We start from the raw sequence: 26,607 nt of genomic DNA on the forward strand, positions 1-26,607 counted from the left end.
TATTTAAAAAACAACAAATTAAAGCATCTGTAATAGGGACAGTAGGGTAGTATGCTCTCATAAATCTTCTGAATTATTGTGACCATAAATAAACCCTTATTTTTATTAGAATACTGTACTTAAACCAGAACTTTTTGACCATTTTAAGCTAAGATTTTTATTAGTTTTTCATATTTTACAATACTTTGTTTTATTATTATGTTAAATAGGGAATGTATTAGTGTTTTTGAGTTAATGGTATTGCAAAATTTAATATTGAACAGAAGAATTGCCACCAAATTAATTTAGTGATATACTTAAAATAGAAATTAGAAGTAACTACCAAGAAGCATATTGATTGCTTATTGGAAAAAACAAAAGCAATGTCGTTTTCTTCGAAAAATACTGTTACGGAAATTACTCTTGATTTAGATTTAGAAAGCTTTTAATAGTTTAACCTAAAATATAGCGTAACGAACCGTTAATTGTTTACAAAGTTTTATACAGTTTTGATTAACACCGACAATTTACAATCACTGAGAATCGTTTGGATAATCCAACATTAAAAATGTATTATAATTTATATTATGTTAAATAGAATTATTTAACCACTACTTATTCTATTCTTTTATTAAAAATATTATTGACAAACTTTTCTACTGGTGGCGCTATAAAAAGAATTGCTGGTATCACAAAGAAATATGCATATCCCCATGATTTAAACCAGTTTGTAAAAAAACGTTCTGTATATCCTATATTAATTAGTATTAATGAAAATGAAATTATTCCTGTTGTAATCGATCCCATTAATAATGCAAAAGTAATTTTCTTCTTAATCTCTGTTATTTTATCTTTTTCCGTATTCATTTTCAGATAATTAATTGAGTTGAATACACGTTATTTATAGAATAACGTGTATTAATTATTGTTATAGATTTAATTTAACTTAATGCTTTTATTACTTTAAGTTGCTTCTCACTATATCCGTAGTATTTCAAATTAGTTTCTATGACTGTTGGCTTGTCTAGAACTCCTTTAAAATGTGAAAAACATTCAAAACTATATTTCCCATGATAACGCCCCATACCACTATTACCAACACCTCCAAATGGAATATTCGGGTTCGTAACTTGCATAACACAATCGTTAATACCACCACTTCCAAAAGGAATTTCATGTAAAAAACGTTCTTTTATTGAGCTGCTATCAGAAAATAAATAGGCCGCCAAAGGTTTTTCAATACCTTTAATTAATTCAAAGGCTTCATCTATTGTTTCATATTCTATTACAGGTAAAATAGGTCCAAATATTTCTTCCTGCATTACCGCGTCATCTAAAGAAACATTGTTTAAAATAGTAGGCTTAATTCTTCTATCATCTCTATCGTAAGTACCTCCATAATATACCTTTTCAGGATTAATTAGACCTACTACTCTATCAAAATTTCTTTTATTTATAATTTGAACGAAATTATTATTCTCAGCAGAAAAATTAGCTTTTTCAATTTCTTTTACAGCTAGTTTTAAGAATTCTTCCTTTACATCTTTATGTACTAAAGCATAATCTGGAGCAATACATAATTGACCTGAGTTCACGAATTTTGACCAAATCATTCTTTTTACACCTGTTTTTAAAGCTGCATCTTTATGGAATATTACAGGGTTCTTTCCTCCTAATTCTAATGTAACATCTGTTAAATGCTCTGCTGCTGCTTTATTAACAATTTTTCCTACCATAGGACTTCCTGTAAAGAAAATCTTATCGTAACGTTGCTTTAAAAGCGCAGTAGTTTCTGGAATAGCCCCTTCTACCACTTTTAAATAGTTAGGATCAAAGTTTTCATTGATAATTTTTGCCATTATCTTACTTGTTTCTTCAGGTAATTCACTAGGTTTTAATATTGTTGTATTACCTGCTGCCATTGAACCTACTACTGGCGTAAGTGATAAGTTATAAGGAAAATTCCAAGCGCCGATTACTAATGTTACCCCAAGAGGTTCTGGAACTAAATAACTTTTGGCTGGAAAATTTAATAAATTAGTTTTTACCGATTTATGTTGCATCCATTTCTTTAAATTTTTTATTGAAATATTTATTTCATCAATCAAAGGAAAGAATTCTGTTAGCTGATTTTCATATTTCGATTTTCCAAAATCTTTAAAAATAGCTTCGTGCATTGCATCTTCATTTTCTAATAATAATGCTTTAAGCTTCTTTAATTGGGTTAACCTAAAGTCTAATGACCTTGTTGCATTACTATTAAAATATGCTCGTTGGTTTGCAACTAATTGATTTACTTCTGTTTCAAAAGTATATTCTTTATTTTCTATTGTTGTATTCATGATTTCTGCTGTTTTATAAATTAGTGTGTTGATTGTTTTTTCATTCTTTCTATCAATGCTTTTTTAGGCATAAATGGAATGAATTTTAATTCCATGCGCTGCTCCCATGGTAAACCTGCTATAACTTCTATTTTACCTTCTAACATCGCATTATAACCTTCTTCTGCTACCTCTCTTGCACTTGCTGGTCTTTTGTAAATTGGAGTTTTATTCATTCCAGAAGCGTCTCCAAAAGCTGTTTTGGTTGCACCAGGTAATAAGGCTGTCATTGAAACCCCTGTATCGCTTAATTCTCCCGAAAGAGCATTACTAAATGATGTCACATAGGCTTTCGTTGCAAAATATACTGCTTGTAAAGGCCCAGGAACTAAACTTACAGTTGATGATACATTTAATATTTTACCTGAATCACGTGCTACAAAATCTGGTAAAAACTGTCTTGTTAAAGATGTTAATGCCAATACATTAACTTGTATCATAGCTTGATCTTTAGCCCAGTCTCTTTCATGAAAAGCTCCTACACCTCCAAAACCAGCATTATTAATTAAATAATCTATCGCTACTCCATGACTTATTACCTCGTCATGTATCTCTTGTGGAGCCGATAATTGTGTAAGGTTCTTAACAATAGTATATACCTCTATACCATGTTCGTTTTCCAGTTCTGTCTTTAAGTTTTTTAAACCTTCTGCATTAATATCAATAGCCACAATATTTCCTCCTCTTTCTGCATGAATTCTTGAAAATTCTCTTCCAATTCCGCTTGCTGCACCTGTTATTAAAGCTGTTTTCTTTATTGTTTTCATAATATTTGTTTTTATGTTTTTTATTTGAGCGCAAGTTATAAGTACTTGTTAACTAATTATTTAACATATGGTAAAAAACTCCTTACTTGGAAAAATTTATTAATGAAGTATTTAAAGTAGTTGCTGAAAGGCTATTACCTAAACCTGATACATCAAAGCTTATAATGCTAAGACTTTTAGTAGATAAATTATTGATTAGTTTTCGGTAGAAATATGATGATATAGGTATGCTATAGAAAGATTGTATCGTTTCTTCAGAACCTTTTTCATATATAAAAACTCTTGTATTTGCTAAATGAATAAAATTACCATTACAAGAGTATTTAATTGCTTTGTGCTTCATAGTGTTGATATAAAAGGGATAGTACCCTTTGAATTTTTACACTACAAAGTTGAGTTGCTAATAAAGTTGTTTTTTTAACTTATGGTAAAAAATTAAGAGATAAGGTTTTTTCTTATTCTGCTTAAACTTTGTATTGTTATTCCCAGATAAGATGCAATATGTGATAGTTTAGTTCTCTGAAAAATTGTGGGATATTCTTTGATTAATTTAAGATACCTATACTCAGCTGATTCTGTATGAACACTCATTACTCTTCTACTTAATGCAACTGTAAAATCAACAATAAGTTTTCTGTAAATAACATCGAAATTAGGTATGTTTTTAGAAGCTGTTTTTAAATGTTCTCTAGTCACCAATAAAAATTCACAATCTTCTAAAGCTTCAAAATTTAATATATTTTCATTGTCATTATAGAAGCTATCTGGAGAGGTTATCATCATATCTTCATTAGAAAACCAATGAGTTACTTCATTACCTTCTATATCGAAATAAAACATTCGCATTAAGCCTTTAGTGATATAATAGAAGTAATCGCATTTATGACCTTGCTTAAGAAAAACTTCTCCTTTCTTTACTTTTTGACTTTGAATTTTTAATCCTAGTAATTTGTCGTATCTGTGAATATCATCTAATGAAATATACTTGTTTGTTCTGACCAAAACACATTAAATTTTATGAAATCTAAAATTAATAAAAACTTTATCATTCAGATCAGTTTATAGTATAAAGATGCTTTTATGATAGTGTTCTTTAATAAACACCTCTAGTCCTGAAGATTAAATGAACGTAAACTCTTCAGGACTGTTAACTAAACGTTCGTAATAATAACGTGTTACTGTTAGAGGCTTTTTTAAATTCGGAAACTTTATTTCGTACTGATTTCCGTAAGCTTTGATAAATTTGATTCGTGTTGGCTGCGTTTTCATATATCTAAATTTTATACTTTATAATATGAAAATTATCAGCTAATTGAGAAAATAATCGTTCAATGGTCAATTTTACTCGTTGAATATCAATTAATTATAGATAAAACTATAAAAAGGAATTTGTAAAAACTCCTTTTTATAATCATATTTCACTATTTAAATAACTCATTTATAAGCTCTTGCTTGTTTTCTGGAGTTACATTTTTAATATATGCTAGTAAATCTTTGCTTGTAGCATATCGTTTGGTGGCGGTTTTTAGCTTTCCATGCTGACTATGCCAGTCTGTTATAAACTTTTTTAATGCCCTATTTACACGATCTTCTCCTATTGCTTCTTGCAATTTATACATGTTTATTGCTCCTTTTGCATAGTATACATACGACTGATTTTCAACCAATGCTAACGAAGGTTCTTGCTTTGATTCCTTACGTAACCCTTCTTTATAATCTGTTTCTTGCAATTCTAAAAACTGAGCTACTTTCTCTTTAGAAAAATGTTTTTTAAGCACCATTAAAGCTGCATATTGCGATAAAGTTTCTAAAATAAAATGCTGTCCTTGTACATTCGCAGCCTCTACTTGCATACCAAACCATTGATGTGCCAACTCGTGAGCTGTTATAAAAAACGCCATGTCTACATCTTTTTTATCATCAATATTTAATACAAATCCCATAGCTTCAGAAAATGGCACCGTTCCAGGAAACGACTGTGCAAACTGTGCATAACGCGGAAACTCTGTAATACGCATATGGTCGTATTGGTACGGACTAAAATGTGTGCTATAATATTCAAAAGACTTTTTCATAGCATCCATCATACGTTGTAAGTTGTATTCGTGTCCTTTATGATAATATACTTCTAATTCAACTAAATTTTTAGTTTTTGGTGCTACCCAAGTATCTTTTGCTAACTCATATTCTGCCGATACTATTGAATAAAAATTAATAATTGGAATCGCAGTTTTATAATGAAAATAATTTCGATTATTTGATTTCCATTGCTTTACCAAATTCCCTGGAGCTACCGCTGTTTGATTTTTGTTAGTTCCAATAACAATTTCAAGCTGTATACCATCAGAATCGCTTCCAGAACGTGCATTTTCCAATTCGTTAGCATCTTCCCTCCTAGCTTTATTAAATCGTTTTGGCAAGTCGAATTTAGCTCTATCGTTTGTATTTCTAAGCTCATACTTTCTATTATATCCTAAGGTTGGAAAGCTATTATTGTTAAAAAATGTACCATTGTGTACGATGCTCTGATTGCTGCTTTTCATCTCAAAACCTTGACTCGTATATTCTTGTACAAAATTCATTTTAATAGAGTCTCCAGGCTGTAAAGTCTTGTTTAATTGGTAAATACTATAATCGTATTTTTGATAACGATTATCTAGCTTAGCGCCTCCTTCAAAAGTGACATTTTTAAGCGAAACATAGTCTTCTATCTTCTTTTGAACATGAATTTTATCAATTGATATTTCACTAGTATTCTTTAGTATATAACTTCCTTTAGCCGTATAATTTTGTTTTTCAGGATACAATTCAACCTGTAAATTAACGGTAGTAATTTTGGGCTGTTTGATATATTCAAATTTCTTTAATTCCTTTTCATAAGATGCTCTAAAGGCTATTTCTTCAGTATTTGACCAATACTTGTTTAAAACATTAGTATTGTAATAAATGTAGGTTCCTAGCCCTAAAAACGAACAAAATACTACAATTGTAAAAGTTTTTAAGCGCTTACTCATACTGGTCTTACCACTACTCCATCGTTTTTTAAGGCTGTTTTCTGTTCCTCTTACCGAAAGTATAGCTCCTAAAATAAGTAGCAACAATCCAACTAAAAACCAATAGGTTTTAATGTATAAATAAGGCTTTAAAAGGTGTCCATAACCATTCATATCAGAATATTTTCCTAAAGAACTTCCTCCAAACCAATACAAATCATGGTCGTAGCCCATAACAGCCAAGGCTATATTGAACATAAAAAATAACAGTACTGCTAAGATTCCTACAAACTTACGGTTGGTTACTACCTGCGCAAAGATGGCTATACAAGTGTACAAGGCTAAAAATGGCAATACTTCTAAAAAGAATCCATAAAAGTAAACTTCCAGCTCATAATCATAATAACCATTTAGGGTTTGAAAAATGATTCCTGTGAGTATCAACGTAGCTATTAACACCAAATAAATCAGTAATAAACCCACGTATTTACTCAATAAACTAATAAAGTTTGAAATTGGTGTTGCATCGTATATCAGGTTTACATTTGCCCCTCTTTCTTTCCAAATAATTTCTCCTGAATAGAACACTAATAAGATGATAAAAAAGTACGAAGAGGTTTCTTGAAGTTCTTCTACTATAAAATATGTTTTTGGGTAACTGTCTACACCATAAATGGTTCCTAAGCTTACCGAATTGATAAGAATGATAATCATTCCACAAATCATAATTGCCCAAAAGGATGGCTGCTTACAGATATTGACAAAATAAAACCACGATAAATGTAAAAACTGTGTCCATTTTGTTTGCAACTCTTTTTGAAATGTAAACTGCGGAATTTTAGTCGCATAATTTGAATGCTCTTCTGTAATTGTTGTTGCTAAACCTTTCTTTTTTAAGCGTTTGTTTCGAATTAAATTAAAACTGAATTTTCGATATCCAAAACATAAAATAACTGCTCCTAATAGCATCCAAAACAGCTTGTTATACAATAAAACTCCACTAAAAGGAATATTAAATTCATTACGATCTACAATGCTCCAAGAATCGGTAAGCAAGGTTAAAGTAGTTAAGGAAAATGGATCCATAATAGCCTGTAAATACTCATTCTTTATCGCTTTTGTTAGCATAAACGCTACAAAAAACACCACTCCTTGCGTGTAAACTACCACCAATTTTCTACTTAAAGCTCCTGTTACAAAAAACAAACAGGCTCCAAATAAAAGTATTGGTAACGTAATAATTACAAATGGTTTTAAGTAAACAGACAGACTAAAAGAGTTCAGGTCATTTGGATTATGCCATGGCATAAATTCGCCTAAAATCATTCCGAATAAAATCCCTGTAAACACAAAAAACAATACAGTAAATGAACCTAAAAAGCGTCCTAATAAATACTCTTTTTTCTTTATGGGATTTACATACATTAGCGATTCTATATTGTATTCAAAATCGCGCAATACAGCTACTCCCATAATCATAGAAGCTAGTATCATAAAAATTCCGGTAATAGCGCCCATAGTTTTGGCAATAACCAACGGAGCGTTCTTTTTAACTGTGGTAAACTCCATTCCTTGAAAAATAAAGTCGACACCAACCATTGAAAACAAGAAGAGTACTAGAAAAAACACATAAGTATCTGCACGTTTAGCTCTGTACTTTAATTCGAATTTAAATATCTCGTACCACATATTATACAACTTGTTTTAATTGATTATTTGCTCCAAATATTTGAGAGAAATACACATCCTCTAAACTTGCCTTAACTGGTGTAAAACCGTTATGTGGATTGCTTTCACTTAGAATATTTATAATTGGTTTTCCTAAAAACAACTTCTCGCTAATTACATGATAAGCTTGCTTATAACTTTTTAATTCTTCCTTCTGAATTGTTTTCTCATATACCTTTCCTTTCAAACTATCTATAATTTGCACTGGATTTCCTTTAAGCAATACTTGTCCTTGATTTATAATTGCCATATTGGTACACAGCTCTTTTACATCCTCTACAATATGAGTTGACAAAATAACCACCGTGTTCTCGCCTATTTCACTAAGAATATTATAAAAACGGTTGCGTTCTAAAGGGTCTAATCCCGCTGTAGGCTCGTCTACTATTAATAATTTGGGGCTATTTAATAAGGCTTGTGCTATACCAAAACGCTGTTTCATTCCGCCAGAGAATCCATGAAGATTTTGTTTTCTAACCTTATATAAATTTGTTTTATGCAAAAGACTTTCTACTATTTCTTTTCGTTCTCCTTTGTTAGTAATTCCCTTAAGTACAGCAAAATGATTTAACAACACTTCTGCCGATATTTTTGGGTACAATCCAAACTGTTGTGGTAAATAACCTAATACTTTTCGGATGTCATTTTTTTGCTTTAAAACATCTAAATTCCCCAGTTTAATAGAACCTTTGTCTGCTTCTTGCAGTGTAGCAATCGTACGCATTAAAGTAGATTTCCCCGCTCCATTTGGCCCTAACAAACCAAACATTCCATTTGGAATTTCTAAGGATATATTTTGCAAGGCTTGCACGCCATTTGAATAGGTTTTTGATAGGTTTTCTATGATAAGTTCCATGTAGTTAATTTTTAATTGTTTACAGCAAACCTAACCGCAAACCATGCGCTAAAAAAGTATTTGTGATGTATGGAATACAAACCGTGTTACAAAGGTTTCATGACGTTATAAAGGCTCTTTATCACTTAAAAATTAACGTTTATCACTTCCTAAAGTTTGTTTGTCAACTAATTTGTTGGTAGCAATTAATTTGTCTAATATTGAACTTGAATTACACGCAAATACCCATATGTTTAAACGAATTCCTAAAAAACTTTCTTGGTTTATATTAATCTTTATAGCAGTCATTATTCTGATATTTAATGATGCTTTTGGAAGCAGTGAGCCTTTTGTAACTTTTAGTTTTTTTTATTTCTTACTTCTCATCTTTTTATTGATTAGATGGACTTTTAAACAGATAAAATCTATTTTGAGTCTTAAAAAGGAAAAGAAAAATGCTGAATTATTACATTTAAAAAGTCAGGTAAGTCCTCATTTTTTCTTTAACATGCTAAATAACTTATATGGCTTGGTTGATAAAGATTCTAAAAAGGCAAAAGAACTGATTTTAAAGCTTTCTGATATGATGCGGTATAGTATTTACGACGGACAAAAAGAAACCGTGCTTTTATCGGAAGAAATAAGTTATTTACAAACCTATATTGAGCTTCACAAAATGCGATACCGCAAAAACATTGATATTCAATTTAACTACGATATTGAAGGAAACGATTATGAAGTAATGCCCTTGTTATTTATCATACTTTTAGAGAATGCTTTTAAACATGGAGTAGAAAATTTAAGAGATAATGCTTATGTTTATATCAATATGAAAGCCGAAAAAAACAACGTTTATTTTGATATTGAAAACAATTTTGATGAAACTGTTGTTAATGACGAAAAAGGAGGCATTGGTTTGCAAAATTTAAAGCGTAGACTTGCACTGGTATATCCAAAAACACATACATTGTCCTTTTATAAAACCAATGATGTATACAAATCTCAATTGAACATTTCTAAATTATGATTACCTATATTATTGTTGATGACGAACCTATAGCTCACGATATTATTAAAGATTATTGTGATTTGCTTCCTAATTTAGAATTTAAAAAGCATTGTTACGACGCTATTGAAGCTTTAAGTTATTTAAGTGAACATACAGTCGATTTGATTTTTTTAGACTTGAATATGCCCAAACTAAAAGGTTTCGATTTTTTAAAAACATTGTCAAATCCTCCTAAAGTTATTGTTACTACGGCTTATAGTGAATTTGCTTTGGAAAGCTACGAACTAAACGTTGTTGACTACCTCTTAAAACCATTCAGTTTTGAACGTTTTTTAAAAGCGGTAAATAAAGTAATTGATACACCACAAAGTAGCCCTAAACAGCCTTCAACGATTAATAATGAGACATCTAAGACTAACAAACAGTTGTTTTTGCGACAGAATAAAAGTCATATCAAAGTAGAAACTGATGAAATTTTATTTATTGAAGCTGCTGGAAACTATACCAAAGTAATTACAACAAAACAAACAGTTACTGTAAGAGAAAAAATTTCTGAAATGTTAGAAGTTTTACCTCCAGAAAACTTTTTACAAGTACACAAATCATTTGCCATTGGTTTAAAGCATATTAAGAGCATTGAAGGGAATAAAATAACTATAGAAGAATATAGTATTCCTATCGGGAAACTATATAAAATAAACGTAAACAAGCTTTTAAAAACCTAAGTTTTATAACTGAATATTTCCCTTGCCTTTAGTCAATAAAAATGATTTTTGAAACTGTTTTATATCAATTCGAATTCTATTTTTAAACTTTTTATTTACTTCGTAAAAACAGGTGTTATCAATTTGTAAATCAGTGATATTCTTATAGGTCTTCTTTGATTTAAAATTATAAATAATATGATCATTATAAGTTGATGATTCTACAAAGTCAAAATCAACTTTTTGATTATTCAACTGTAAATCAGTTTTTGATAATAAATATTCTTGAATACAAATATCAAACAGTTTATTTTGCTGACAGTTTTTATTAATTCGATAATGTTCTAGTTCGTGTTTGTCCATTTCAAACTTTAAAACTACATAGTCATTCTCCATAAAATAATGGTACTCAGCTATACCAGCAGCATGAAAAAACGTAAGAAAATAAGTGCTAATTAAAAGAATAAACGCTTTCATAAGTTATGCTGAAATTTTTTTGGTGATACTTCCATTTGAAAAATCAACTTGAATATAAAAAGACTTTAAATCGTGCATTGTGTTGCTATTCAATTCATTTGTTGAATTTGATGCATAGGCTAAGCTTCCATCAGTCGTATAAATTTTAATCTGATTGATCTTTGCGTCGGCATATCTACTTCCAAAATCTAAATCGTTTAACTTTTCATATAATTTTGAATCCAGTTTGTTTTTCAAATCGTCAAAAACATTGGCATTAATTGAAGTAACAGCAACAGTGCTACAATCTTGTGCCGCTGTTGAATCAGGACAACCAGGACTAATTTGAAATGAATTATCTACGTATTTTCCTTTAAAACACCTTGGAATATACGGCCAATTATCGGTTAACACATAATAATAAGTTCCATTTGGATATTCAGGAGTCACGGCAAAACGTCCTCCACATTCATCTAAATCGGCACCAGTATACTCGTAATCTTCAATATAAGTTCCATCGTAAGCACCATCAGGAGCCGTAACACCATCTCCAGGACGATTTCCTTGCTTTAATGAGTATCCGCTAGTAAATGCTGAAACAGTTGGATTAGAAGCCTTTGTAGTGGCATCTGTATACAAATACTTATAATAAATAGGAAAACCATCTGCGGCATAACCTAAAATAGGAGAATGTTGAGTTCCATCAATTTTTAAATCATTGGTAAAATAATCTTTAGGAATATTATGATAATGATACCTACTTACATTATTTACATGTCCCCCATTTGAATCCATTGCCAATGTAAAATCAGCTTCAACATGCCAATTTAAATTTTCTTCTTGTGTGTTCGGATTAACCCAGTATAATCTAGCAAAAGGAGAGTAATTTATCCCTTGATTTGACACCCCAAAAATAATTCCTCCTCCACAAGCTTGCGAACTAGGATCTTCTTTAATTTCTGTAATAGTAGAAGTTAATTCTGGATATAAACACATAGAATATTCAAAATCTTGTGCTGCTAAAGTATTAGGCCCAGCCCAAGGTCCATAACTATGCGCTGGAAAGTTATTGGTATATACTTTTCTTACATTATTATCTATTTCAAAACAGACAGCGTTGCTTGTTTCGTTTCCAAAAATTTCAGAGACATTACAAGGTATTGTAGGTTCTTCTCCAATGTCAGGATCATCCGAATGAATACCGCTATTACTAGAACATGAAAACAACAGTGTACATAAAGAAATGGTTAAAAACTGAGCTAAACTTTTAGAAAAATATACTTTCATAATTTGGGGGTGTTGGTTTAACTTTAGATACAGAAAAATTAAAATAGTTTAATTAAAAGCCAATATTTTTTCATTATTTTTATTAAAAGGTACAAAAAACTAAGATCTAATGATAGTATTTCAAAAAAAAATCTATCCATAAATTAAACTTTTTAGCTTTTTAGCTGTCTAAATCAACATAACACATTAAAAACCCTTGATATGACTACTCACATAAAACGTATGCTATTTTTTGCTGTTGTTTCTTTCTTTATTATTTCATGTAGTTCTTCTGATTCCATAGTTAATGAAAATCCAGACGAAAATCCTACTCAAAATGAAAGCGCTCCTAATATACTGTTTGTAATTGCAGATGATATGGGCTTAGATGCAACTCCAGGATACAGTATTGGAAATCAAAAACCAACAATGCCGAATCTGCAAAATTTAATTAATTCTGGTGTACGATTTAATAATGCTTGGTCTAATCCTACTTGTTCTCCAACCAGAGCTTCTATTATAACTGGAAAATACGGAATTAGAAACGGTGTTTTAAAAGTTGATGATCCTTTATCTACTACAGAAGTAGCTTTACAAGATTATATCAAATCAAATGCAAGCAATTCGTATAGCAGTGCCGTAATTGGGAAATGGCATTTATCTAAAAACGCCAACCATCCTAATAATATGGGAATCGATTATTATGCAGGACCATTAAGCGGTGGTTTACAATCGTATACTAATTGGAATTTAACCATTAACGGGCAAACTCAAACATCTACAGAATATGCAACTACGAAGGTTACCGACTTAGCTATAAACTGGGTTAAAGACCAAACAAAACCATGGTTTTTATGGTTAGCATACAATGCGCCACATACGCCTTTTCACTTACCACCAAATGATTTACATAGCCAAGGAGCTTTACCTTCAGACCAAGCTAGTATAGATGCTAATCCATTACCGTACTATTTAGCTATGATTGAAGCTATGGATAGCGAATATGGGCGTTTATTAAGCTCTATGAGTCAAGAAGTAAGAGATAATACCATTATTATATTTATTGGAGATAACGGTACTCCAAATCAAGTATTACAGGGATATAAAAAAGGAAAAGGAACCTTATTTCAAGGGGGAATCAATATACCAATGATTATCGGCGGAAAAGGTGTTACTCGATTTAATCAAACTGAAGATGCATTGATTAATCTTACCGATTTATTTGCAACCATTGCCGATATTGCTGGTGTTAGTGTTTCTTCTATACATGATAGTAGAAGTTTTAAAAGTTTACTTACTCAAAATACCAATGATAATAGTAGAGATTATACGTTTATAGAAGATGGAAACGACGATGGTACTGTAGACTATACTATTAGAAATGCTACTCATAAATATATTTTATATAACGATGGTAGTGAAGCCTTATTTAATTTAGCAAGCGATCCTTTAGAGAGTACAAATTTCATGAACGCAAATCAGCTGCCTTTGAGTGCTGCAAATAGCGCTATAAAAAATGAATTATCGGCAAAATTAACAGAGATTAGAAATTAAGATAACGACTTAAAAATAAAAAGGTTCTGATGTATTAATCAGAACCTTTTTTATGTTGTTAAGTATCTTTTTATTCAACCTCGTCTGGCACCACAAATAATTCTGGTTTAGCACCTTTTACATTTCTATAATAATTGTAAAAATGTTTGAAGTCTTTGTCCATATCGTCAGTAGTATAATAGGGTTCAGAAACTCTTACGGTTTTGTTTTCAAAATCGAAAGTAAACATAACAATAGGTACATTAGCACCTTTGGCTATATAATAAAACCCCGTTTTCCAGCTTTTTACTTTCTGACGAGTTCCTTCTGGTGAAAGAGCTAATCTAAACTCATCATGCTTATTAAATACAGCTACAATCGCATCTACTTTATTGGAGGTTTTAGTTCTATCAACAGGCCTCCCTCCTAACCATCTGAAAATAAATCCAAATGGCGGTTTAAATAAAGACTTTTTAGCTATAAAGTTAATAGGAACACCCCATGAATTTCTAGCCAAAATAGCAATAGGAAAGTCTTTCCAACTCGTATGTGGAGCTCCTATAACTACATATTTTTTTAGGTTTTCAGGGAAACTACCCTCTAATTTCCAACCTAAAACTTTGGTATATATAAATTTTGATATCATCGATTAAAAAGGAAAAGCCAATGATACGGTTTTCCTTATAAAAATCAAACATTTTTAACCTATCTTGTGCTATATTTGTTTTCTTTTAAATTTATAAAAACTCAATGAATACAACTCTTATAATCATATTAGTAGCTTTATTTACCCTTATTTTAGGTTTTATAATTGGTACGTTAATTTCTAAATTAAAGACGAAACAAGTTGTTTCTGATTTGGAAAAAGAAATGTCTGCTATAGAAATTAACCAATCTAATATGGAGGTTCAAAAAAGAGAAATTCAGAATCGCCTTGAAGAAAAAGTTAAGGAAATTGAAGAGATTAGACGTGAAAAAGAATTTTCTAGTATTGAATTGGCTAGAAAAAATGAAGAGTTGAAAAATCTTCAATTAAAATTAAACGAGAATAAAGAAGAAGTTGAAAAGCTTCAAGATAAATTCACCAAAGAATTTGAAAATTTAGCGAACAAAATTTTAGATGAAAAATCGACTAAATTTACCGCTCAAAACAAAGAAAATATTCAAAATATTTTAAATCCGTTACAGGAAAAAATTAAAACTTTTGAAAAGAAAGTAGACGATACTCAAAAAGAAAGTATTTCTATGCATTCTGCCTTAAAAGAGCAATTATTAGGTTTAAAAGAACTCAATGCTCAAATGAGTAAAGAAGCTATAAACTTAACTAAGGCATTGAAAGGTGATAGTAAAACTCAAGGAAACTGGGGAGAATTGGTTTTAGAAAGAGTTTTAGAAAAATCTGGTTTAGAAAAAGATAGAGAGTATTTTGTTCAGCAAAGTTTTACCAATGAAGAAGGTAAAAGAATTTTACCTGATGTTGTAATTCATTTACCAGACAATAAGAAAATGATTGTCGATTCTAAAGTATCGCTTACTGCGTATGAACAATATGTAAATGCTGAAGATGAAGCAGAGAAAGAACGCTTTTTAAAAGAACATTTAAACTCTTTAAAACGTCACGTAGAACAATTATCTGACAAGAAATATGAAGATATTTATAAAATAGCTTCTCCTGATTTTGTGTTACTTTTTGTTCCTATAGAACCAGCGTTTGCAGTAGCTTTAAACCTTGATAATACTTTATATAATAAAGCATTTGAAAGAAATATTGTAATTGTAACTCCAACAACCTTATTAGCCACTTTACGTACTATTGATACTATGTGGAATAACGAAAAGCAACAACGTAATGCCATTGAAATTGCTAGGCAAGCTGGTGCTTTATACGATAAGTTTGAAGGATTATTAAAAGATTTAATCAGTATTGGTAAGAAAATAGACGGTACCAAAGCAGATTATACCGCTGCCATGAATAAATTAGTAGATGGTAGAGGAAATCTAATAACTAGTGTTGAGAAGCTAAAGAAAATGGGAGCTAAAGCTAAAAAGGCTTTACCACAAACTATTATAGAAAGAGCTGAAGATAACGAATAAAAAAAGCGACCAAATGGTCGCTTTTTTTATATCTATAAGAATGTATTTCTACATTACAAATAATCTCTTATCGTGCATTAAATCATATACCTTCTCTCCTATTTGCTCTAAAGCTTCGTCGTTTCCAGCGTTCATTAATGCTTCATCAATTAAGTCTACTACAGTTTCCATATCAGACTCAACTAATCCTCTTGTAGTTACAGCAGCAGTACCAACACGGATTCCTGAAGTTACAAATGGACTTTGAGTATCAAATGGCACCATGTTTTTATTTACTGTAATTTCAGCCTTACCTAAAGCTTCTTCAGCTTCTTTTCCAGTAATGTCTTTGTTACGTAAATCGATTAACATACAGTGGTTATCAGTTCCTCCAGAAATAATATCGTATCCTTTAGCTACAAATGCTTTAGCCATTGCTTGTGCATTTTCTTTTACTTGTAATTGATATTCTAAGAACTCATCAGTTAAAGCTTCACCAAAAGCAACTGCTTTAGCAGCAATAACGTGCTCTAATGGTCCACCTTGGTTTCCTGGGAAAACTGCTGAATTTATCAATGTTGACATTTTCTTTAATTTCCCTGACTTTAATTTTAATCCAAATGGATTTTCAAAGTCTTTTCCAATCATAATCATACCTCCACGAGGTCCACGTAATGTTTTATGCGTAGTTGTTGTTACAATATGACAATGAGGTAATGGATCCGATAAAATACCTTTAGCAATTAATCCTGCCGGGTGTGAAATATCTGCCATTAAAATAGCACCAACACTATCAGCTACTTCTCTAAACTTTTTAAAATCGATATCACGAGAATAAGCAGAAGCTCCAGCAATAATTAACTTTGGCTTGTGCTCTTTAGCCTGTTGCTCTAAATGATCATAATCAATAATACCTGTAGCTTTATCTACTCCATAAAACACTGGATTGTATAATTTTCCAGAGAAGTTTACTGGCGAACCGTGCGTTAAGTGTCCTCCATGAGATAAATCGAAACCTAAAATAGTATCACCTGGCTTTAAACAAGCAGCAAAAACAGCTGTATTTGCTTGAGAACCAGAATGTGGTTGAACGTTTACATATTCAGCTCCAAATAACTGTTTAGCTCTATCAATCGCTATTTGTTCTACAACATCTACAACTTCACATCCTCCATAGTAACGTTTACCAGGGTATCCTTCAGCATATTTATTGGTTAAAATAGAACCTTGAGCTTCCATTACTTGCTCACTTACAAAATTTTCAGAAGCTATCAACTCTAAACCATGTAGTTGACGTTCTTTTTCTTCTTGAATTAAATCAAATATTTGATGATCTTTTCGCATCTTGCTATGTTGTTAAATAAGTAGTCAAATGTACTAATTTTATTAATTAAGATTTATGCAATTTTAGCTTTATTTTAATCTTATTTTACCTCTTTTAAGCTAATTTTATTTGCTTATTTTTTTGTGTTATTTAACTCTTCTATTTTATCATTTATTTCTTTAATTCTTGCTCTTTCTTTTGCATTACGTATTTCAGTTTTCTCAAAAATATGTCCATCAGTCCAAATTAATTTTAATTTTATCGCTTCATTTTTCAAATCTTCATAATACTTTTCATCTACTCTTTCAAATGCCCATATTCTCCATTTTACAATTAAAAATGACCACATTAACCAACCCAAAATAATAGGTATTATAAATCCTATAATTGCTAATTGACCTGATATTAATTTAGATTCATAAAAATAATTTGTCAACCACATTAGCCCAATCATTACAATCATTACTGGAAAATTGACAAATATTTGTCCTCTGTTTAATACTTTATTAAATTCGTTTTTTTCTTCTTCTGACATATTAAAAACTATTTGTTATCACACTTATTTAATTTCCCTCCTAAATAAGTTTATTAATGTTATACTTTAATTTATTTTATAATTCTTTATACATAATATAAGCATCTACCAGCCCTAGTGTTTTATGTTTGAATGCTTTGGGTGTTGTACCTATAATTTCAAAACCAAACTTCTTCCAAAGAGCAACTGCTCCTTTATTGGTACTTACTACAATATTAAACTGCATTCCAATAAAACCTAGGTCTTTGGCTAATTTTAGAGAATGCTCACACAATTTTTTACCAATACCTTTTCCTTGAGCTTTTGGAGAAACCATATAACTTGCATTGGAAATATGACTTCCTAAATCAATCTGATTAGGTTTTACAATATAAGTTCCTAGAATTTGGCCTTCTTCTTCAAATACGTATGTATGCATATAACTTGCAAACCAGTGTTTTTGTAAATCGGTTTTAGGTGTTTCTGGTGAAAAAACATAGGTATCTTCTGTTTTTATGACAGCTTGAAAAATCTCCCAAATTTGATCAACATCTTTTTCTGTGGCTTTTCTTATCATTATTAGGTTTTAATTGGATTTTTTTAATTCCTTAAGTAGTGTTGATATTCTAGCTATAAATTCAGCTTTATTCTTCTCTTCATTATCAATATCATTTGGAATTCTTTTCTCTATATTTTTAATTATCAAATTTTTATCGATAATTAACGTTTTAGGATATCCAAAAAACCCATAAGTATCTATATATTCTTTTGCCTCAATAACATGAGTAAATTCAAACTTGTTTGACTTTAAAAATTCATTGACTTCAGTATTACTTTGGAAAGTAATTGAAATAAAATTTACTGTGCTTCCAAATTCTGATTTTATCTTATTTAAAAGTGGCATTTCATCTATACAAGGATGACAATTACTAAACCAAAAATTTATTACTGTTGGTTTTCCTTTTAAAAATTCTGACTTAATCTTTTTACCATTCAAAAGTGTTAGCTCAAATGGCGGTAATTTTTTTCCTTTAAAATCATAAATTTTTTCTTTAAATAAACCTTTAAGACTCATTTCTTTCATCATAGCTTTTTTTAATGAGTCAGACTCTGTTTTTTGTCCGAATGCTAAGCTTGAAATAGATACTAGTAACACTAATAATAGTTTTTTATTCATAGTTATTCATTTAAAACAATTGATTTATTCTTCTATGATATTTCTATTTAATTCAAGTAACGTAGAAAATTTAAAGAATTCATTTTTAGCTACCATTTCATATTCAAATTCAATAAATAATTCACAGGTTACTTTGTATAAATCATCATCAACTTTTTCGAATTTCATCTTTTTTATATCACATGGATTATACCTAGTACCTATATATACTGATGTTTCAGTATTATCTTCAGGAGTTGTTATTATAACTAGATTATCCAAATCAAAAGGATCTTTCTTATCTAATAAAATCCATTCTGATATAATGCTAGTTTCTTCAGGTTGTGATACATCTAAACCAGAATCAAACGTCTTTAATGGAATTATTATTCTATGATATAGCTTTTTTTCAAGACCAATATTCTTATTTTCAAACCAATAACATAAAACCTCTCCTTTTTCTGCTTCAGTTTTATTTTGTGGTCTATCCTTGGCATTGGTTTGATTAATTCATCAATGTCATCTTTATCTAACTCTATAAATTCTCCAAGTGAATATATTTTATTTTTTAAGTCTGAATCAACTTCTAACTCTAACTCCGAAATACAATTTAGTAAATACTCTAGAGCCAGATAATCATTATTATTCTCTATATGTGCTTTAATAGTATTATTGATATTTGACTTTTCTGTTGGGATTATTTTTAGCTTATCTAAAACTAAAATTAATTCTTTTGAATACTTTTCTAATGTCATTATTCTATTATATATGTTGAATAAAATGGAGGAAAAAATCCTCCGTTTTTTTATTTTTTCAATTTATCAATCATCCTTTCTGCCCTACCAGCAACAGACTTTCTTTTATCTGATGTTAACCTTAGCAAGTGCGGAAATAACCATTCTTTTAACTCTCTATCAATTATTGACCATTTTGTTAATGTAACCATTGTTTGATTAAGAACTATCCAATCGTTATGATTTGCAAGATTTCTTTTCATAATACTCTTTGCCTGTTCTATTTGTTTATCATTCATATCTACTTCTAATACTTCAAACAATTGTGCTAAAGTCCATTGAGTAGACGCCTGATTTATTTGAGCTATGTCGGTTAAAAACAAATCGATATAAGGAATTAAGAGTATCTTTTTTACCTTGCAAATCCTTTTCATTGCATTTGAAGTACGCAATCGAACAACTTCATCATTACTGTGATAACAATTGAATAATTCATTAAAAAGTTCGTTTTCAGCTAAAACTTCCTCTACAATTTCAACCGTATTCCCCAATGAATTTGGATGCCCTCCTTTTAAGCGTTCTTCAAAATTTCTCATTCAAAAAAGTATGTTAATTTATCCTTGACCATTTTATTTTTACAGCAGAAATCTTTTCCAGTTCCAGTCTATTTTTAGCTAATTTTTTAAATCCATTTTTAAGATAAAAATTTAAAGGTGAATTATACAAATCACCATTTTTCTTTTTATCCAAGTTATGATCTACTACCCATCCGTTTAACTCTTTCTCCTTTTGTTTGGCTAAATCTAATATTTTAGTACCGAAACCATGTCCATGAACACTTGAATCTAAAATTATAACAAACCATCTTTCATTATCACGCTCAAAATCAAAATACCAACCTCTAATTTTTTCGTTTTTATCAACTAAAAGTATGTGAGATTGACCTAACAAATTTTGAAGATATTGGTCAAACTCATCTATGGTAGCATAAGACAGCTTTTCTGGATATTCATTATTCCATAATTCAAAAATCTCAAGCTTTTCTGTTGTTGATAATTTAGAACGGGTAATAAATTTCATTATTCATTAAATTCTTTTGGATATTCAACAGTTCCACTAACACCTTTTAATCCATTTTTTACTAACTCAATTACCATACAATTCTCTTTTGGAACTTCAAATGGCAACTCAATACCATATTCATTTGCTTGCTTGTATCCGAATCGTGGATAATAATTTTCGTGTCCTAATAAAACAATTGATGTATATCCTAAATCTGTTGCTTTTTGATGTGCTTCTATAATTAGTTTCCCACCTATTCCTCTATTTTGATATGTTGGTAATACTGAAACTGGTGCTAATGCTAAAGATTCAAATTCATTAACAGAATTATTAATTTTTAACTTGGTAATTAAAATATATCCAACAATTTTTCCATCTATTTCTGCAACTAAAGATAATTCTGGTATAAAAGCTTCTGATTTCCTTAATCTTTCTACTAAAAATTGTTCTTTATGATCACTAAACTGCTCGTCTTTAAAGGCTTCTTTTATTAAACTGAAAACTTCTTTAAAATCGGTTACTTTTTCTTGTCTTATATTCATTTTCATTGGTTTAATTTATATAGGAAGTAATTTGAAATATTGTATAGCATTTTGTAAGCGAATATAGTTAAAAATAGACTTTAATAAGCATTACTGCTACGATTATACGGTAAAGTCAATTCATTTAATCTGTATTTATTTTAAGTTTTATATAACAATAAATTATTATTTTCTTTTCTAATTTTTTAACCATGAAATTGGGTAAAATTGAAAAAAATATGTAGGTTTGATGTAAAATAAAACACAACAAATTCAATGGAAATTACTGCGAATAATCCTAATAGAAAATCATGGTTAACTGTTAAAGAAGACTCTGATTTCCCTATCCAAAATATTCCTTTTGGAGTATTTATTACTAAAGACGATATTATTACTATTGGTACTAGAATTGGTGATTTTGCTATTGATTTAGGGGCCTTACACCAACTTGGATATTTTGAAGGTATTCCTCTTACTGATGATATTTTCTTACAAGATACTTTAAATGACTTTATTGCCGACGGTAGAAAAACTTGGCGTTTAGTTAGAAATAGAATTGCCGATATTTTTGATGTTACTAATGGTAAATTACGTGACAATGCAAACCATAAAGACAAGGTAATTTTTAGAATGGAAGATGTAGAAATGCAATTGCCTGTTGCTGTAGGTGATTATACAGATTTCTATGCTAGTAAAGAACATGCTACAAACGTAGGTTCTTTATTCCGTGATCCTGAAAATGCTTTATTACCAAACTGGTTACACATACCTATCGGATACCATGGAAGAAGCTCTTCTATTATTCCATCAGGAACACCTATTCGTCGTCCTTTAGGACAACAAAGACCTAGTGAAGGAGAAACTACTCCTAACTTTGGTCCTTCAAAATTATTAGATTTTGAATTAGAAATGGCATTCATAACTACGGCTTCTAACCACCTAGGAGAACGTATTCCAATCGAAGAAACTGAAGATTATATTTTCGGATTAGTATTATTTAACGATTGGTCTGCTCGTGATATTCAAGCTTGGGAATATGTACCGTTAGGTCCTTTCTTAGGAAAGAACTTTGCTTCTACTATTTCTCCTTGGATTGTTACTTTAGATGCTTTAGAGCCTTTTAGAGTTGAAAATCCAAAACAAGTTCACGAACCTTTACCATACTTAAGAAAAGAAGGAAAAGGAAGTTATGATATTAACTTACAAATGGCTATTCAACCAGAAAATGCAGAAGAAACTGTAGTTTGTAATTCAAACTTTAAGTACATGTACTGGACTATGGCTCAGCAATTAGCACATCATACTGTAAATGGATGTCCTGTAAACGCTGGAGATATGATGGGAAGTGGAACTATTTCTGGTCCTACTAAAGATAGTTTTGGTTCTATGCTTGAATTAACTTGGAGAGGTCAAAATCCTATCAAGATGAATGATGGTACAGAACGTAAGTTTATCAACGATCACGATACAGTTATTATGCGTGGATATTCTAAAAACGATAAAGTACGTATTGGTTTTGGTGAGTGTATTGGTAAAATTTTACCTGCTATAGAATAGTAAAACCATATAATTTATAATAAAAAGATGCTCATTTTGAGCATCTTTTTTTATTTATAATCTTTATTTCTTTTTAGCCTAGTTATATAATACAAGCCAACAACAGCAAAGAAAGCACAGGTATAAAAAGTTATAGGAATTTTTAAAATATCATCTTTATAGTACCAACCAGAGAAAAATGCACCAAGCCCAATTCCTGCCTCTAAAGCAATATACATTGTTGCTATAGATTTTCCCTTGGCTAATGGATTACTTAGATCTATTGTCCAAGCATTAATTGTTGGTGATAAAATTCCCATAGCTAAACCATAAATTGCTGCACTAATTAATAAACCATTTTTAAAATTTAAATAGCCCAATAAAACCAGTGAGATAGCTAAAACTAAAAGTCCTATTTGGATCACTATTATTCTTCCGTATTTATCAGAAACTTTTCCTGCTATCATTCTTATAAATAAAGACGAAATTGTAAATACAATAAAAAATGTTCCCTTATTTATAATTGTTAAATGCTCACTCCAATCTGGTATTAAGGTTAAAATAACTCCAAAACCTAAGTAAGTTACAAATGTTATAACTGCTGACGGCAATGCTTCTTTAGCAATTATATCTCCTTTAGCTATTTTAAATGTAGCATACTGTATTTTTTGAGTATTGATTAAAGTTTCTTTTACTCTAAAAATTAATACAATAGATAGCAATGCTAGTAATGATGAACTATAAAAAAGAATCGTATAACTTGTATAAAGTTTAATATAACTCCCCAAAGCTGGCCCTAAGGCTAAACCAGAACTAAAACAAAGTCCTTGAATTCCCATGGCCTCTCCTAGTCTATTTTTAGGTATAATGTCTGATACATAAGCTGCAATGGCTGTTGGACTAAAACCTGTAGAAAATCCATGTAATAAACGTAAGAATAAAAATCCTGATACAGTTGTTAAAATTGGATATAAAGCCCCACAGATAATACAAACTAACGCACCAAAAATCATAATTGGTTTACGCCCAACAGTATCTGTAAGCTTACCACTAAAAGGTCTTGATAAACCTGCTGTTAACGTAAACAATGCAATAATTAATCCTTTGTATTCTGCTCCTCCTAAACCACTTATATAATTTGGTAATTCAGGAATTAACATATTGTAACTTGCTGAAAAAAATAACGAGCTAATACAAACAAGAATAAAGCTTGTAGAATATAATTTAGTGTTTGTTGTTTCCATTTAGAATGATGTAAATACTTCTTCTATTTCTTTTTTTGAATAATCCCATATCAATTTCGATCCATTTTCAATTGGACTCGTCTTTTTTAATACTTTGTCCAACGGAACATTGTATTCTTTCCAAGTTCCTCCATTATTAGAAATATTTTGTAAAATAGGTTCAAAACGGTCCATTACTTTGGCAAATTTGGCTTCATTGGTTTCTCCTTCCTCAAATTCTAACCAGATCTCAATAAATTCTTTAGCCTGCTTCTCTGGTAATAATCCAAATATTCTTTTGGCAGCTTTTAATTCTTCAAAAGTATTTTTATGGTTCTTATCATTATCAAAAATAAAAACATCTCCCGAATCAATTTCAACAATGTCATGAATCAAAACCATTTTTAAAACTTTTAAAATATCTATCTTAACATCAGAATGTTCTGCTAAAATAATTGTCATCATTGCTAAATGCCAACTATGCTCTGCATCATTCTCATATCTATCGCTATTAAACAACTTTGTTTTTCGTTGTATATACTTTAACTTATCTATTTCTTTTATAAAATTTATTTGCTCTAAAAAACCCTTCATGTAATTCATTATTTATAATTTTACACTGCAAAAAACTAGCTATTATAATTCTTATAAAAGGACAAATGTCCCAACTATAAAAATGATTCGAATAAATCCTGATTTTCTATCCTATGTTGAAGTTCTAGTTGAAAAACATTTAGATTATTTTACATTAGAAAAGTATACTTCAAAAGAGGTTATTTTAAAACAAGATAAGCGCTATCATTCATTATTCATTATAAAAAGTGGTATTACTAAATGCTATTTATCTGATGAAAATGGAAAAGATTTTATTCAAGAATTCTTAGGAGAAGGAATGGAATTTGGTGAATTAGAAGTTTTTAGTGGAAAATTAAGCTTTTGTACCATTGAAGCCATTTCTGAAGTAGAGTTATATAAAATTTCTCACCAAAACTATACTCAATTACTTGAAAACGATCCTATTTTTAATAGACTTGTGATGAAATCACTTGCAGCTAAAATTGCTTACAAAGCACCAAGACACTCGTTTCAACAATCGTATTCTATAGAAGAAAATATTTTAAAACTAAAAAAATCCTATCCAAACTTCGATAAAGTATTTTCTAAAAAAGATATTGCTAACTATTTAGGAATTACGGTTCGTAGTTTAAATAGGACTCTAAATAATTTGAACTAAGAATCTATTTTTTATTCTTCTTCTGGTGGTGGATGACCGTGAATTTGTTCGTAAACTTCATCAAAATTATTACGTAAATACGTATTTAATTTCTTTCTATAATCATCTTGTAACCAATCTATAAAATTGTGTGTACTCTTACAAATACACTTAGAATATCTAAAAATTCTATCATCAATATCACCGCCTAGTTTTTTAGCTAAAATTAAAGCATCAAAAACATCTTCACTATTTTCAATACAAAGTTTTGCGTGGTGTTCTATCGATTTTTCAAGTACCTTTTTAGAAGATTGACCTGCCTGAATTGTATCTACATACACTCGTTTTACATCAAAATATAAATCGGTAGAATTTGAAAATTCTTCTTTTACATCTGCAGGTAATTCATATCTAAAATCACTTTCAATTTCTTCATCTGATAATAAATTATCTAAATAGAAATTAGGTGATCTAAACATTTTTTGCCAATCTAAATCAGCTCCCCAAGGTCCAAAACGGTGGAAATTATTACCTAAATCAATTACATTGAATTCAGATTTCCCTGGTAAAATACGAGAACCTCTACCAATCATTTGGTAGTATAACGTTAATGATTTTGTAGCTCTATTTAAAATAATAGATTGTACTGATGGTTCATCAAATCCAGTTGTTAAAATACTTACAGAAGTAATAATAGCATTTGGTGTTTTATGAAACCACTGCAATATAAAATCTCTTTCTTTTTTAGTATTTGTATTATCTAAATGAGCAATTGGATATCCTGCTTTCTTAAAAGTGTCAAATACATGCAAGGAAGTATTAATACCATTATTAAAAATAAGTGTTTTAGTTCCTTTAGCACGTTCTTCATAAGCTTGTAAAAGCTTAGATAACATGTCTGTATTTGTATATAAATCCTCTGAAGACTTTACAGTATAATCACCATTGGCACCAACTTCTAACGAAGTTAAACCAACATTATATGAATATACATTTGCTTTTGCTAAATATTCATTCTGAATTAAGTTACCAATACTTTCACCAGCAATTAACTCATCATAATTATCTCGCATTGGTAATTTGATATTCGAACTTAATGGAGTTGCTGTAACACCAAGAACAAACGACTTATCAAAAAACTTAAATAATTTGGTGAACGAATTATAGTGAGCCTCATCAATAATTACTAGTCCAACATCTGAAATATCTAACATATCGTCGTTCAAACGATTGTTAAGTGTTTCAACCATTGCTACAAAACAATCATATTGACCTTGATCGTCTAAGCTAGCTTTACTATCTATAATTTTATTTTCAACACCGAACTCACTTAGCATTCTAGCTGTTTGTTTACAAAGTTCTATACGGTGTGTCATTATCAAAACTTTCTTTTGATAATGTTTTAAAAATTGACGTGTAATTTCTGAGAAAATTACAGTCTTCCCTCCTCCTGTTGGTAACTGATATAACAGATGATAATTTGGGGGAGCATTTTCAAAACTTTTAAAAATTCTATTAAGCGCATCCTTTTGGTAGCTATATAAGCTTTTTCCTTTAGGAGCTTGTGAAGTCGTCGTTGTTTCGTTACTCAATTTTAAAA

30 protein-coding genes are annotated in these 26,607 nt (G+C 30.0%); 6 read left to right on the forward strand and 24 right to left on the reverse strand.

The features are described 5' to 3' along the window. Window positions 1-594: 594 nt before the first annotated feature. From F7018_RS03925 to F7018_RS18305, 9 genes are all read right to left on the reverse strand, one after another. The gene (locus tag F7018_RS03925; RefSeq protein WP_150898689.1) at window positions 595-846 is read right to left on the reverse strand and encodes a DUF2798 domain-containing protein; all 252 of its coding nucleotides are present in this window, start codon (window positions 844-846) and stop codon (window positions 595-597) included. A gap of 74 nt (window positions 847-920) precedes the next feature. Beyond that, window positions 921-2,321 (reverse strand): aldehyde dehydrogenase, encoded by a 1,401-nt coding sequence (locus F7018_RS03930; protein ID WP_150898690.1) that lies wholly within the window; start codon window positions 2,319-2,321, stop codon window positions 921-923. A 20-nt stretch (window positions 2,322-2,341) separates the two neighbouring features. Next, window positions 2,342-3,127, reverse strand: a complete 786-nt coding sequence (locus tag F7018_RS03935) for an SDR family NAD(P)-dependent oxidoreductase (protein WP_246175034.1) — start codon at window positions 3,125-3,127, stop codon at window positions 2,342-2,344. A gap of 82 nt (window positions 3,128-3,209) precedes the next feature. After that, entirely contained in the window at window positions 3,210-3,470 is a 261-nt protein-coding gene (locus F7018_RS03940) for a hypothetical protein (protein WP_150898691.1), read from the reverse strand. Window positions 3,471-3,562: 92 nt separating this feature from the next. Next, entirely contained in the window at window positions 3,563-4,129 is a 567-nt protein-coding gene (locus tag F7018_RS03945) for a Crp/Fnr family transcriptional regulator (RefSeq protein WP_150898692.1), read from the reverse strand. Window positions 4,130-4,246: 117 nt separating this feature from the next. Then, window positions 4,247-4,396 carry a hypothetical protein gene (locus F7018_RS18300; RefSeq protein WP_175578637.1) on the reverse strand — a complete coding sequence of 50 codons (150 nt, stop codon included), beginning with the start codon at window positions 4,394-4,396 and terminating at the stop codon, window positions 4,247-4,249. Between the two features lie 152 nt (window positions 4,397-4,548). Next, complete coding sequence (locus tag F7018_RS03950; RefSeq protein WP_150898693.1) at window positions 4,549-7,809, reverse strand: ABC transporter permease/M1 family aminopeptidase; 3,261 nt, start codon at window positions 7,807-7,809, stop codon at window positions 4,549-4,551. A 1-nt stretch (window position 7,810) separates the two neighbouring features. Then, window positions 7,811-8,704, reverse strand: a complete 894-nt coding sequence (locus tag F7018_RS03955) for an ABC transporter ATP-binding protein (protein WP_150898694.1) — start codon at window positions 8,702-8,704, stop codon at window positions 7,811-7,813. 132 nt (window positions 8,705-8,836) lie between these two features. Further along, a complete protein-coding gene (locus F7018_RS18305; RefSeq protein WP_175578624.1) occupies window positions 8,837-8,992 on the reverse strand; it encodes a hypothetical protein in 156 nt (51 codons plus the stop codon). A 121-nt stretch (window positions 8,993-9,113) separates the two neighbouring features. Between F7018_RS18305 and F7018_RS03960 the strand changes: the two genes are divergently transcribed. Beyond that, window positions 9,114-9,710 carry a sensor histidine kinase gene (locus F7018_RS03960; RefSeq protein ID WP_246175036.1) on the forward strand — a complete coding sequence of 199 codons (597 nt, stop codon included), beginning with the start codon at window positions 9,114-9,116 and terminating at the stop codon, window positions 9,708-9,710. Then, a complete protein-coding gene (locus tag F7018_RS03965; RefSeq protein ID WP_150898696.1) occupies window positions 9,707-10,417 on the forward strand; it encodes a LytR/AlgR family response regulator transcription factor in 711 nt (236 codons plus the stop codon). The genes F7018_RS03960 and F7018_RS03965 overlap by 4 nt, the downstream gene beginning before the upstream one ends. Before the next feature lie 3 nt (window positions 10,418-10,420). Here the strand turns inward: F7018_RS03965 and F7018_RS03970 are convergent, their stop codons facing one another. Then, the gene (locus tag F7018_RS03970; RefSeq protein ID WP_150898697.1) at window positions 10,421-10,873 is read right to left on the reverse strand and encodes a DUF6702 family protein; all 453 of its coding nucleotides are present in this window, start codon (window positions 10,871-10,873) and stop codon (window positions 10,421-10,423) included. 3 nt (window positions 10,874-10,876) lie between these two features. Beyond that, a complete protein-coding gene (locus tag F7018_RS03975) occupies window positions 10,877-12,139 on the reverse strand; it encodes a YHYH protein (protein ID WP_150898698.1) in 1,263 nt (420 codons plus the stop codon). A gap of 201 nt (window positions 12,140-12,340) precedes the next feature. On the opposite strand from F7018_RS03975, the gene F7018_RS03980 reads away from it, so the two are divergent. Then, a complete protein-coding gene (locus F7018_RS03980; protein WP_246175037.1) occupies window positions 12,341-13,672 on the forward strand; it encodes a sulfatase-like hydrolase/transferase in 1,332 nt (443 codons plus the stop codon). Window positions 13,673-13,742: 70 nt separating this feature from the next. Here the strand turns inward: F7018_RS03980 and F7018_RS03985 are convergent, their stop codons facing one another. Continuing rightward, window positions 13,743-14,297, reverse strand: coding sequence for a 1-acyl-sn-glycerol-3-phosphate acyltransferase (locus tag F7018_RS03985; RefSeq protein ID WP_150898699.1), 555 nt, complete (start codon window positions 14,295-14,297; stop codon window positions 13,743-13,745). 104 nt (window positions 14,298-14,401) lie between these two features. Between F7018_RS03985 and rmuC the strand changes: the two genes are divergently transcribed. Next, a complete protein-coding gene (gene rmuC / locus F7018_RS03990; protein ID WP_150898700.1) occupies window positions 14,402-15,745 on the forward strand; it encodes a DNA recombination protein RmuC in 1,344 nt (447 codons plus the stop codon). A 48-nt stretch (window positions 15,746-15,793) separates the two neighbouring features. Here rmuC and glyA read toward each other — a convergent pair whose 3' ends face one another. The 9 genes from glyA to F7018_RS04035 all read right to left on the reverse strand — a co-directional run bounded on the left by glyA (window position 15,794) and on the right by F7018_RS04035 (window position 21,062). Continuing rightward, on the reverse strand, window positions 15,794-17,068 hold the full coding sequence (gene glyA / locus F7018_RS03995; RefSeq protein ID WP_150898701.1) for a serine hydroxymethyltransferase: 1,275 nt from the start codon (window positions 17,066-17,068) through the stop codon (window positions 15,794-15,796). Window positions 17,069-17,181: 113 nt separating this feature from the next. Then, the gene (locus F7018_RS04000) at window positions 17,182-17,583 is read right to left on the reverse strand and encodes a hypothetical protein (protein WP_150898702.1); all 402 of its coding nucleotides are present in this window, start codon (window positions 17,581-17,583) and stop codon (window positions 17,182-17,184) included. Window positions 17,584-17,659: 76 nt separating this feature from the next. Continuing rightward, window positions 17,660-18,139, reverse strand: coding sequence for a GNAT family N-acetyltransferase (locus F7018_RS04005; RefSeq protein WP_150898703.1), 480 nt, complete (start codon window positions 18,137-18,139; stop codon window positions 17,660-17,662). Between the two features lie 9 nt (window positions 18,140-18,148). After that, a complete protein-coding gene (locus F7018_RS04010) occupies window positions 18,149-18,739 on the reverse strand; it encodes a TlpA family protein disulfide reductase (protein ID WP_150898704.1) in 591 nt (196 codons plus the stop codon). A gap of 24 nt (window positions 18,740-18,763) precedes the next feature. Then, window positions 18,764-19,000 carry a hypothetical protein gene (locus tag F7018_RS04015; protein WP_150898705.1) on the reverse strand — a complete coding sequence of 79 codons (237 nt, stop codon included), beginning with the start codon at window positions 18,998-19,000 and terminating at the stop codon, window positions 18,764-18,766. Window positions 19,001-19,104: 104 nt separating this feature from the next. Next, window positions 19,105-19,473, reverse strand: coding sequence for a hypothetical protein (locus F7018_RS04020; protein WP_150898706.1), 369 nt, complete (start codon window positions 19,471-19,473; stop codon window positions 19,105-19,107). 50 nt (window positions 19,474-19,523) lie between these two features. Then, complete coding sequence (locus F7018_RS04025) at window positions 19,524-20,048, reverse strand: hypothetical protein (protein ID WP_150898707.1); 525 nt, start codon at window positions 20,046-20,048, stop codon at window positions 19,524-19,526. Window positions 20,049-20,061: 13 nt separating this feature from the next. After that, on the reverse strand, window positions 20,062-20,532 hold the full coding sequence (locus F7018_RS04030) for a GNAT family N-acetyltransferase (RefSeq protein ID WP_150898708.1): 471 nt from the start codon (window positions 20,530-20,532) through the stop codon (window positions 20,062-20,064). Beyond that, window positions 20,532-21,062: a GNAT family N-acetyltransferase gene (locus F7018_RS04035; protein WP_175578638.1), complete on the reverse strand. Its 531-nt coding sequence runs from the start codon at window positions 21,060-21,062 to the stop codon at window positions 20,532-20,534. Before F7018_RS04035 ends, F7018_RS04030 begins: the two co-directional genes overlap by 1 nt. Window positions 21,063-21,311: 249 nt before the next feature. On the opposite strand from F7018_RS04035, the gene fahA reads away from it, so the two are divergent. Beyond that, complete coding sequence (gene fahA, locus F7018_RS04040) at window positions 21,312-22,592, forward strand: fumarylacetoacetase (protein ID WP_150898710.1); 1,281 nt, start codon at window positions 21,312-21,314, stop codon at window positions 22,590-22,592. 50 nt (window positions 22,593-22,642) lie between these two features. Here fahA and F7018_RS04045 read toward each other — a convergent pair whose 3' ends face one another. Together F7018_RS04045 and F7018_RS04050 are read right to left on the reverse strand one after the other, a co-directional pair. After that, window positions 22,643-23,815 carry an MFS transporter gene (locus tag F7018_RS04045; protein ID WP_150898711.1) on the reverse strand — a complete coding sequence of 391 codons (1,173 nt, stop codon included), beginning with the start codon at window positions 23,813-23,815 and terminating at the stop codon, window positions 22,643-22,645. After that, window positions 23,816-24,397, reverse strand: a complete 582-nt coding sequence (locus F7018_RS04050) for an HD domain-containing protein (protein ID WP_246175038.1) — start codon at window positions 24,395-24,397, stop codon at window positions 23,816-23,818. It lies immediately after the preceding gene. 73 nt (window positions 24,398-24,470) lie between these two features. On the opposite strand from F7018_RS04050, the gene F7018_RS04055 reads away from it, so the two are divergent. Next, window positions 24,471-25,028, forward strand: a complete 558-nt coding sequence (locus F7018_RS04055; protein WP_150898712.1) for a Crp/Fnr family transcriptional regulator — start codon at window positions 24,471-24,473, stop codon at window positions 25,026-25,028. An 11-nt stretch (window positions 25,029-25,039) separates the two neighbouring features. Here F7018_RS04055 and F7018_RS04060 read toward each other — a convergent pair whose 3' ends face one another. Further along, window positions 25,040-26,599: a DEAD/DEAH box helicase gene (locus tag F7018_RS04060; protein ID WP_150898713.1), complete on the reverse strand. Its 1,560-nt coding sequence runs from the start codon at window positions 26,597-26,599 to the stop codon at window positions 25,040-25,042. Window positions 26,600-26,607: the final 8 nt, after the last annotated feature.

It is taken from the genome of Tenacibaculum aiptasiae, from assembly GCF_008806755.1.
GTDB lineage: Bacteria > Bacteroidota > Bacteroidia > Flavobacteriales > Flavobacteriaceae > Polaribacter > Polaribacter aiptasiae.

Bases quoted from the DNA above. Each gene is read 5' to 3' on its own strand.
- F7018_RS04050 (WP_246175038.1), bottom strand. From the start codon at position 24,397: ATGAATTACATGAAGGGTTTTTTAGAGCAAATAAATTTTATAAAAGAA.
- F7018_RS18305 (WP_175578624.1), bottom strand. From the start codon at position 8,992: ATGACTGCTATAAAGATTAATATAAACCAAGAAAGTTTTTTAGGAATT.
- F7018_RS03975 (WP_150898698.1), bottom strand. From the start codon at position 12,139: ATGAAAGTATATTTTTCTAAAAGTTTAGCTCAGTTTTTAACCATTTCT.
- F7018_RS03955 (WP_150898694.1), bottom strand. From the start codon at position 8,704: ATGGAACTTATCATAGAAAACCTATCAAAAACCTATTCAAATGGCGTG.
- F7018_RS04045 (WP_150898711.1), bottom strand. From the start codon at position 23,815: ATGGAAACAACAAACACTAAATTATATTCTACAAGCTTTATTCTTGTT.
- F7018_RS04005 (WP_150898703.1), bottom strand. From the start codon at position 18,139: ATGATAAGAAAAGCCACAGAAAAAGATGTTGATCAAATTTGGGAGATT.
- F7018_RS04055 (WP_150898712.1), top strand. From the start codon at position 24,471: ATGATTCGAATAAATCCTGATTTTCTATCCTATGTTGAAGTTCTAGTT.
- F7018_RS04030 (WP_150898708.1), bottom strand. From the start codon at position 20,532: ATGAAATTTATTACCCGTTCTAAATTATCAACAACAGAAAAGCTTGAG.
- F7018_RS04035 (WP_175578638.1), bottom strand. From the start codon at position 21,062: ATGAAAATGAATATAAGACAAGAAAAAGTAACCGATTTTAAAGAAGTT.
- glyA (WP_150898701.1), bottom strand. From the start codon at position 17,068: ATGCGAAAAGATCATCAAATATTTGATTTAATTCAAGAAGAAAAAGAA.
- F7018_RS03940 (WP_150898691.1), bottom strand. From the start codon at position 3,470: ATGAAGCACAAAGCAATTAAATACTCTTGTAATGGTAATTTTATTCAT.
- F7018_RS04010 (WP_150898704.1), bottom strand. From the start codon at position 18,739: ATGAATAAAAAACTATTATTAGTGTTACTAGTATCTATTTCAAGCTTA.
- F7018_RS03925 (WP_150898689.1), bottom strand. From the start codon at position 846: ATGAATACGGAAAAAGATAAAATAACAGAGATTAAGAAGAAAATTACT.
- rmuC (WP_150898700.1), top strand. From the start codon at position 14,402: ATGAATACAACTCTTATAATCATATTAGTAGCTTTATTTACCCTTATT.
- F7018_RS03980 (WP_246175037.1), top strand. From the start codon at position 12,341: ATGACTACTCACATAAAACGTATGCTATTTTTTGCTGTTGTTTCTTTC.
- F7018_RS04000 (WP_150898702.1), bottom strand. From the start codon at position 17,583: ATGTCAGAAGAAGAAAAAAACGAATTTAATAAAGTATTAAACAGAGGA.
- F7018_RS04020 (WP_150898706.1), bottom strand. From the start codon at position 19,473: ATGACATTAGAAAAGTATTCAAAAGAATTAATTTTAGTTTTAGATAAG.
- fahA (WP_150898710.1), top strand. From the start codon at position 21,312: ATGGAAATTACTGCGAATAATCCTAATAGAAAATCATGGTTAACTGTT.
- F7018_RS03970 (WP_150898697.1), bottom strand. From the start codon at position 10,873: ATGAAAGCGTTTATTCTTTTAATTAGCACTTATTTTCTTACGTTTTTT.
- F7018_RS03985 (WP_150898699.1), bottom strand. From the start codon at position 14,297: ATGATATCAAAATTTATATATACCAAAGTTTTAGGTTGGAAATTAGAG.
- F7018_RS03930 (WP_150898690.1), bottom strand. From the start codon at position 2,321: ATGAATACAACAATAGAAAATAAAGAATATACTTTTGAAACAGAAGTA.
- F7018_RS03965 (WP_150898696.1), top strand. From the start codon at position 9,707: ATGATTACCTATATTATTGTTGATGACGAACCTATAGCTCACGATATT.
- F7018_RS03950 (WP_150898693.1), bottom strand. From the start codon at position 7,809: ATGTGGTACGAGATATTTAAATTCGAATTAAAGTACAGAGCTAAACGT.
- F7018_RS03935 (WP_246175034.1), bottom strand. From the start codon at position 3,127: ATGAAAACAATAAAGAAAACAGCTTTAATAACAGGTGCAGCAAGCGGA.
- F7018_RS04025 (WP_150898707.1), bottom strand. From the start codon at position 20,048: ATGAGAAATTTTGAAGAACGCTTAAAAGGAGGGCATCCAAATTCATTG.
- F7018_RS18300 (WP_175578637.1), bottom strand. From the start codon at position 4,396: ATGAAAACGCAGCCAACACGAATCAAATTTATCAAAGCTTACGGAAAT.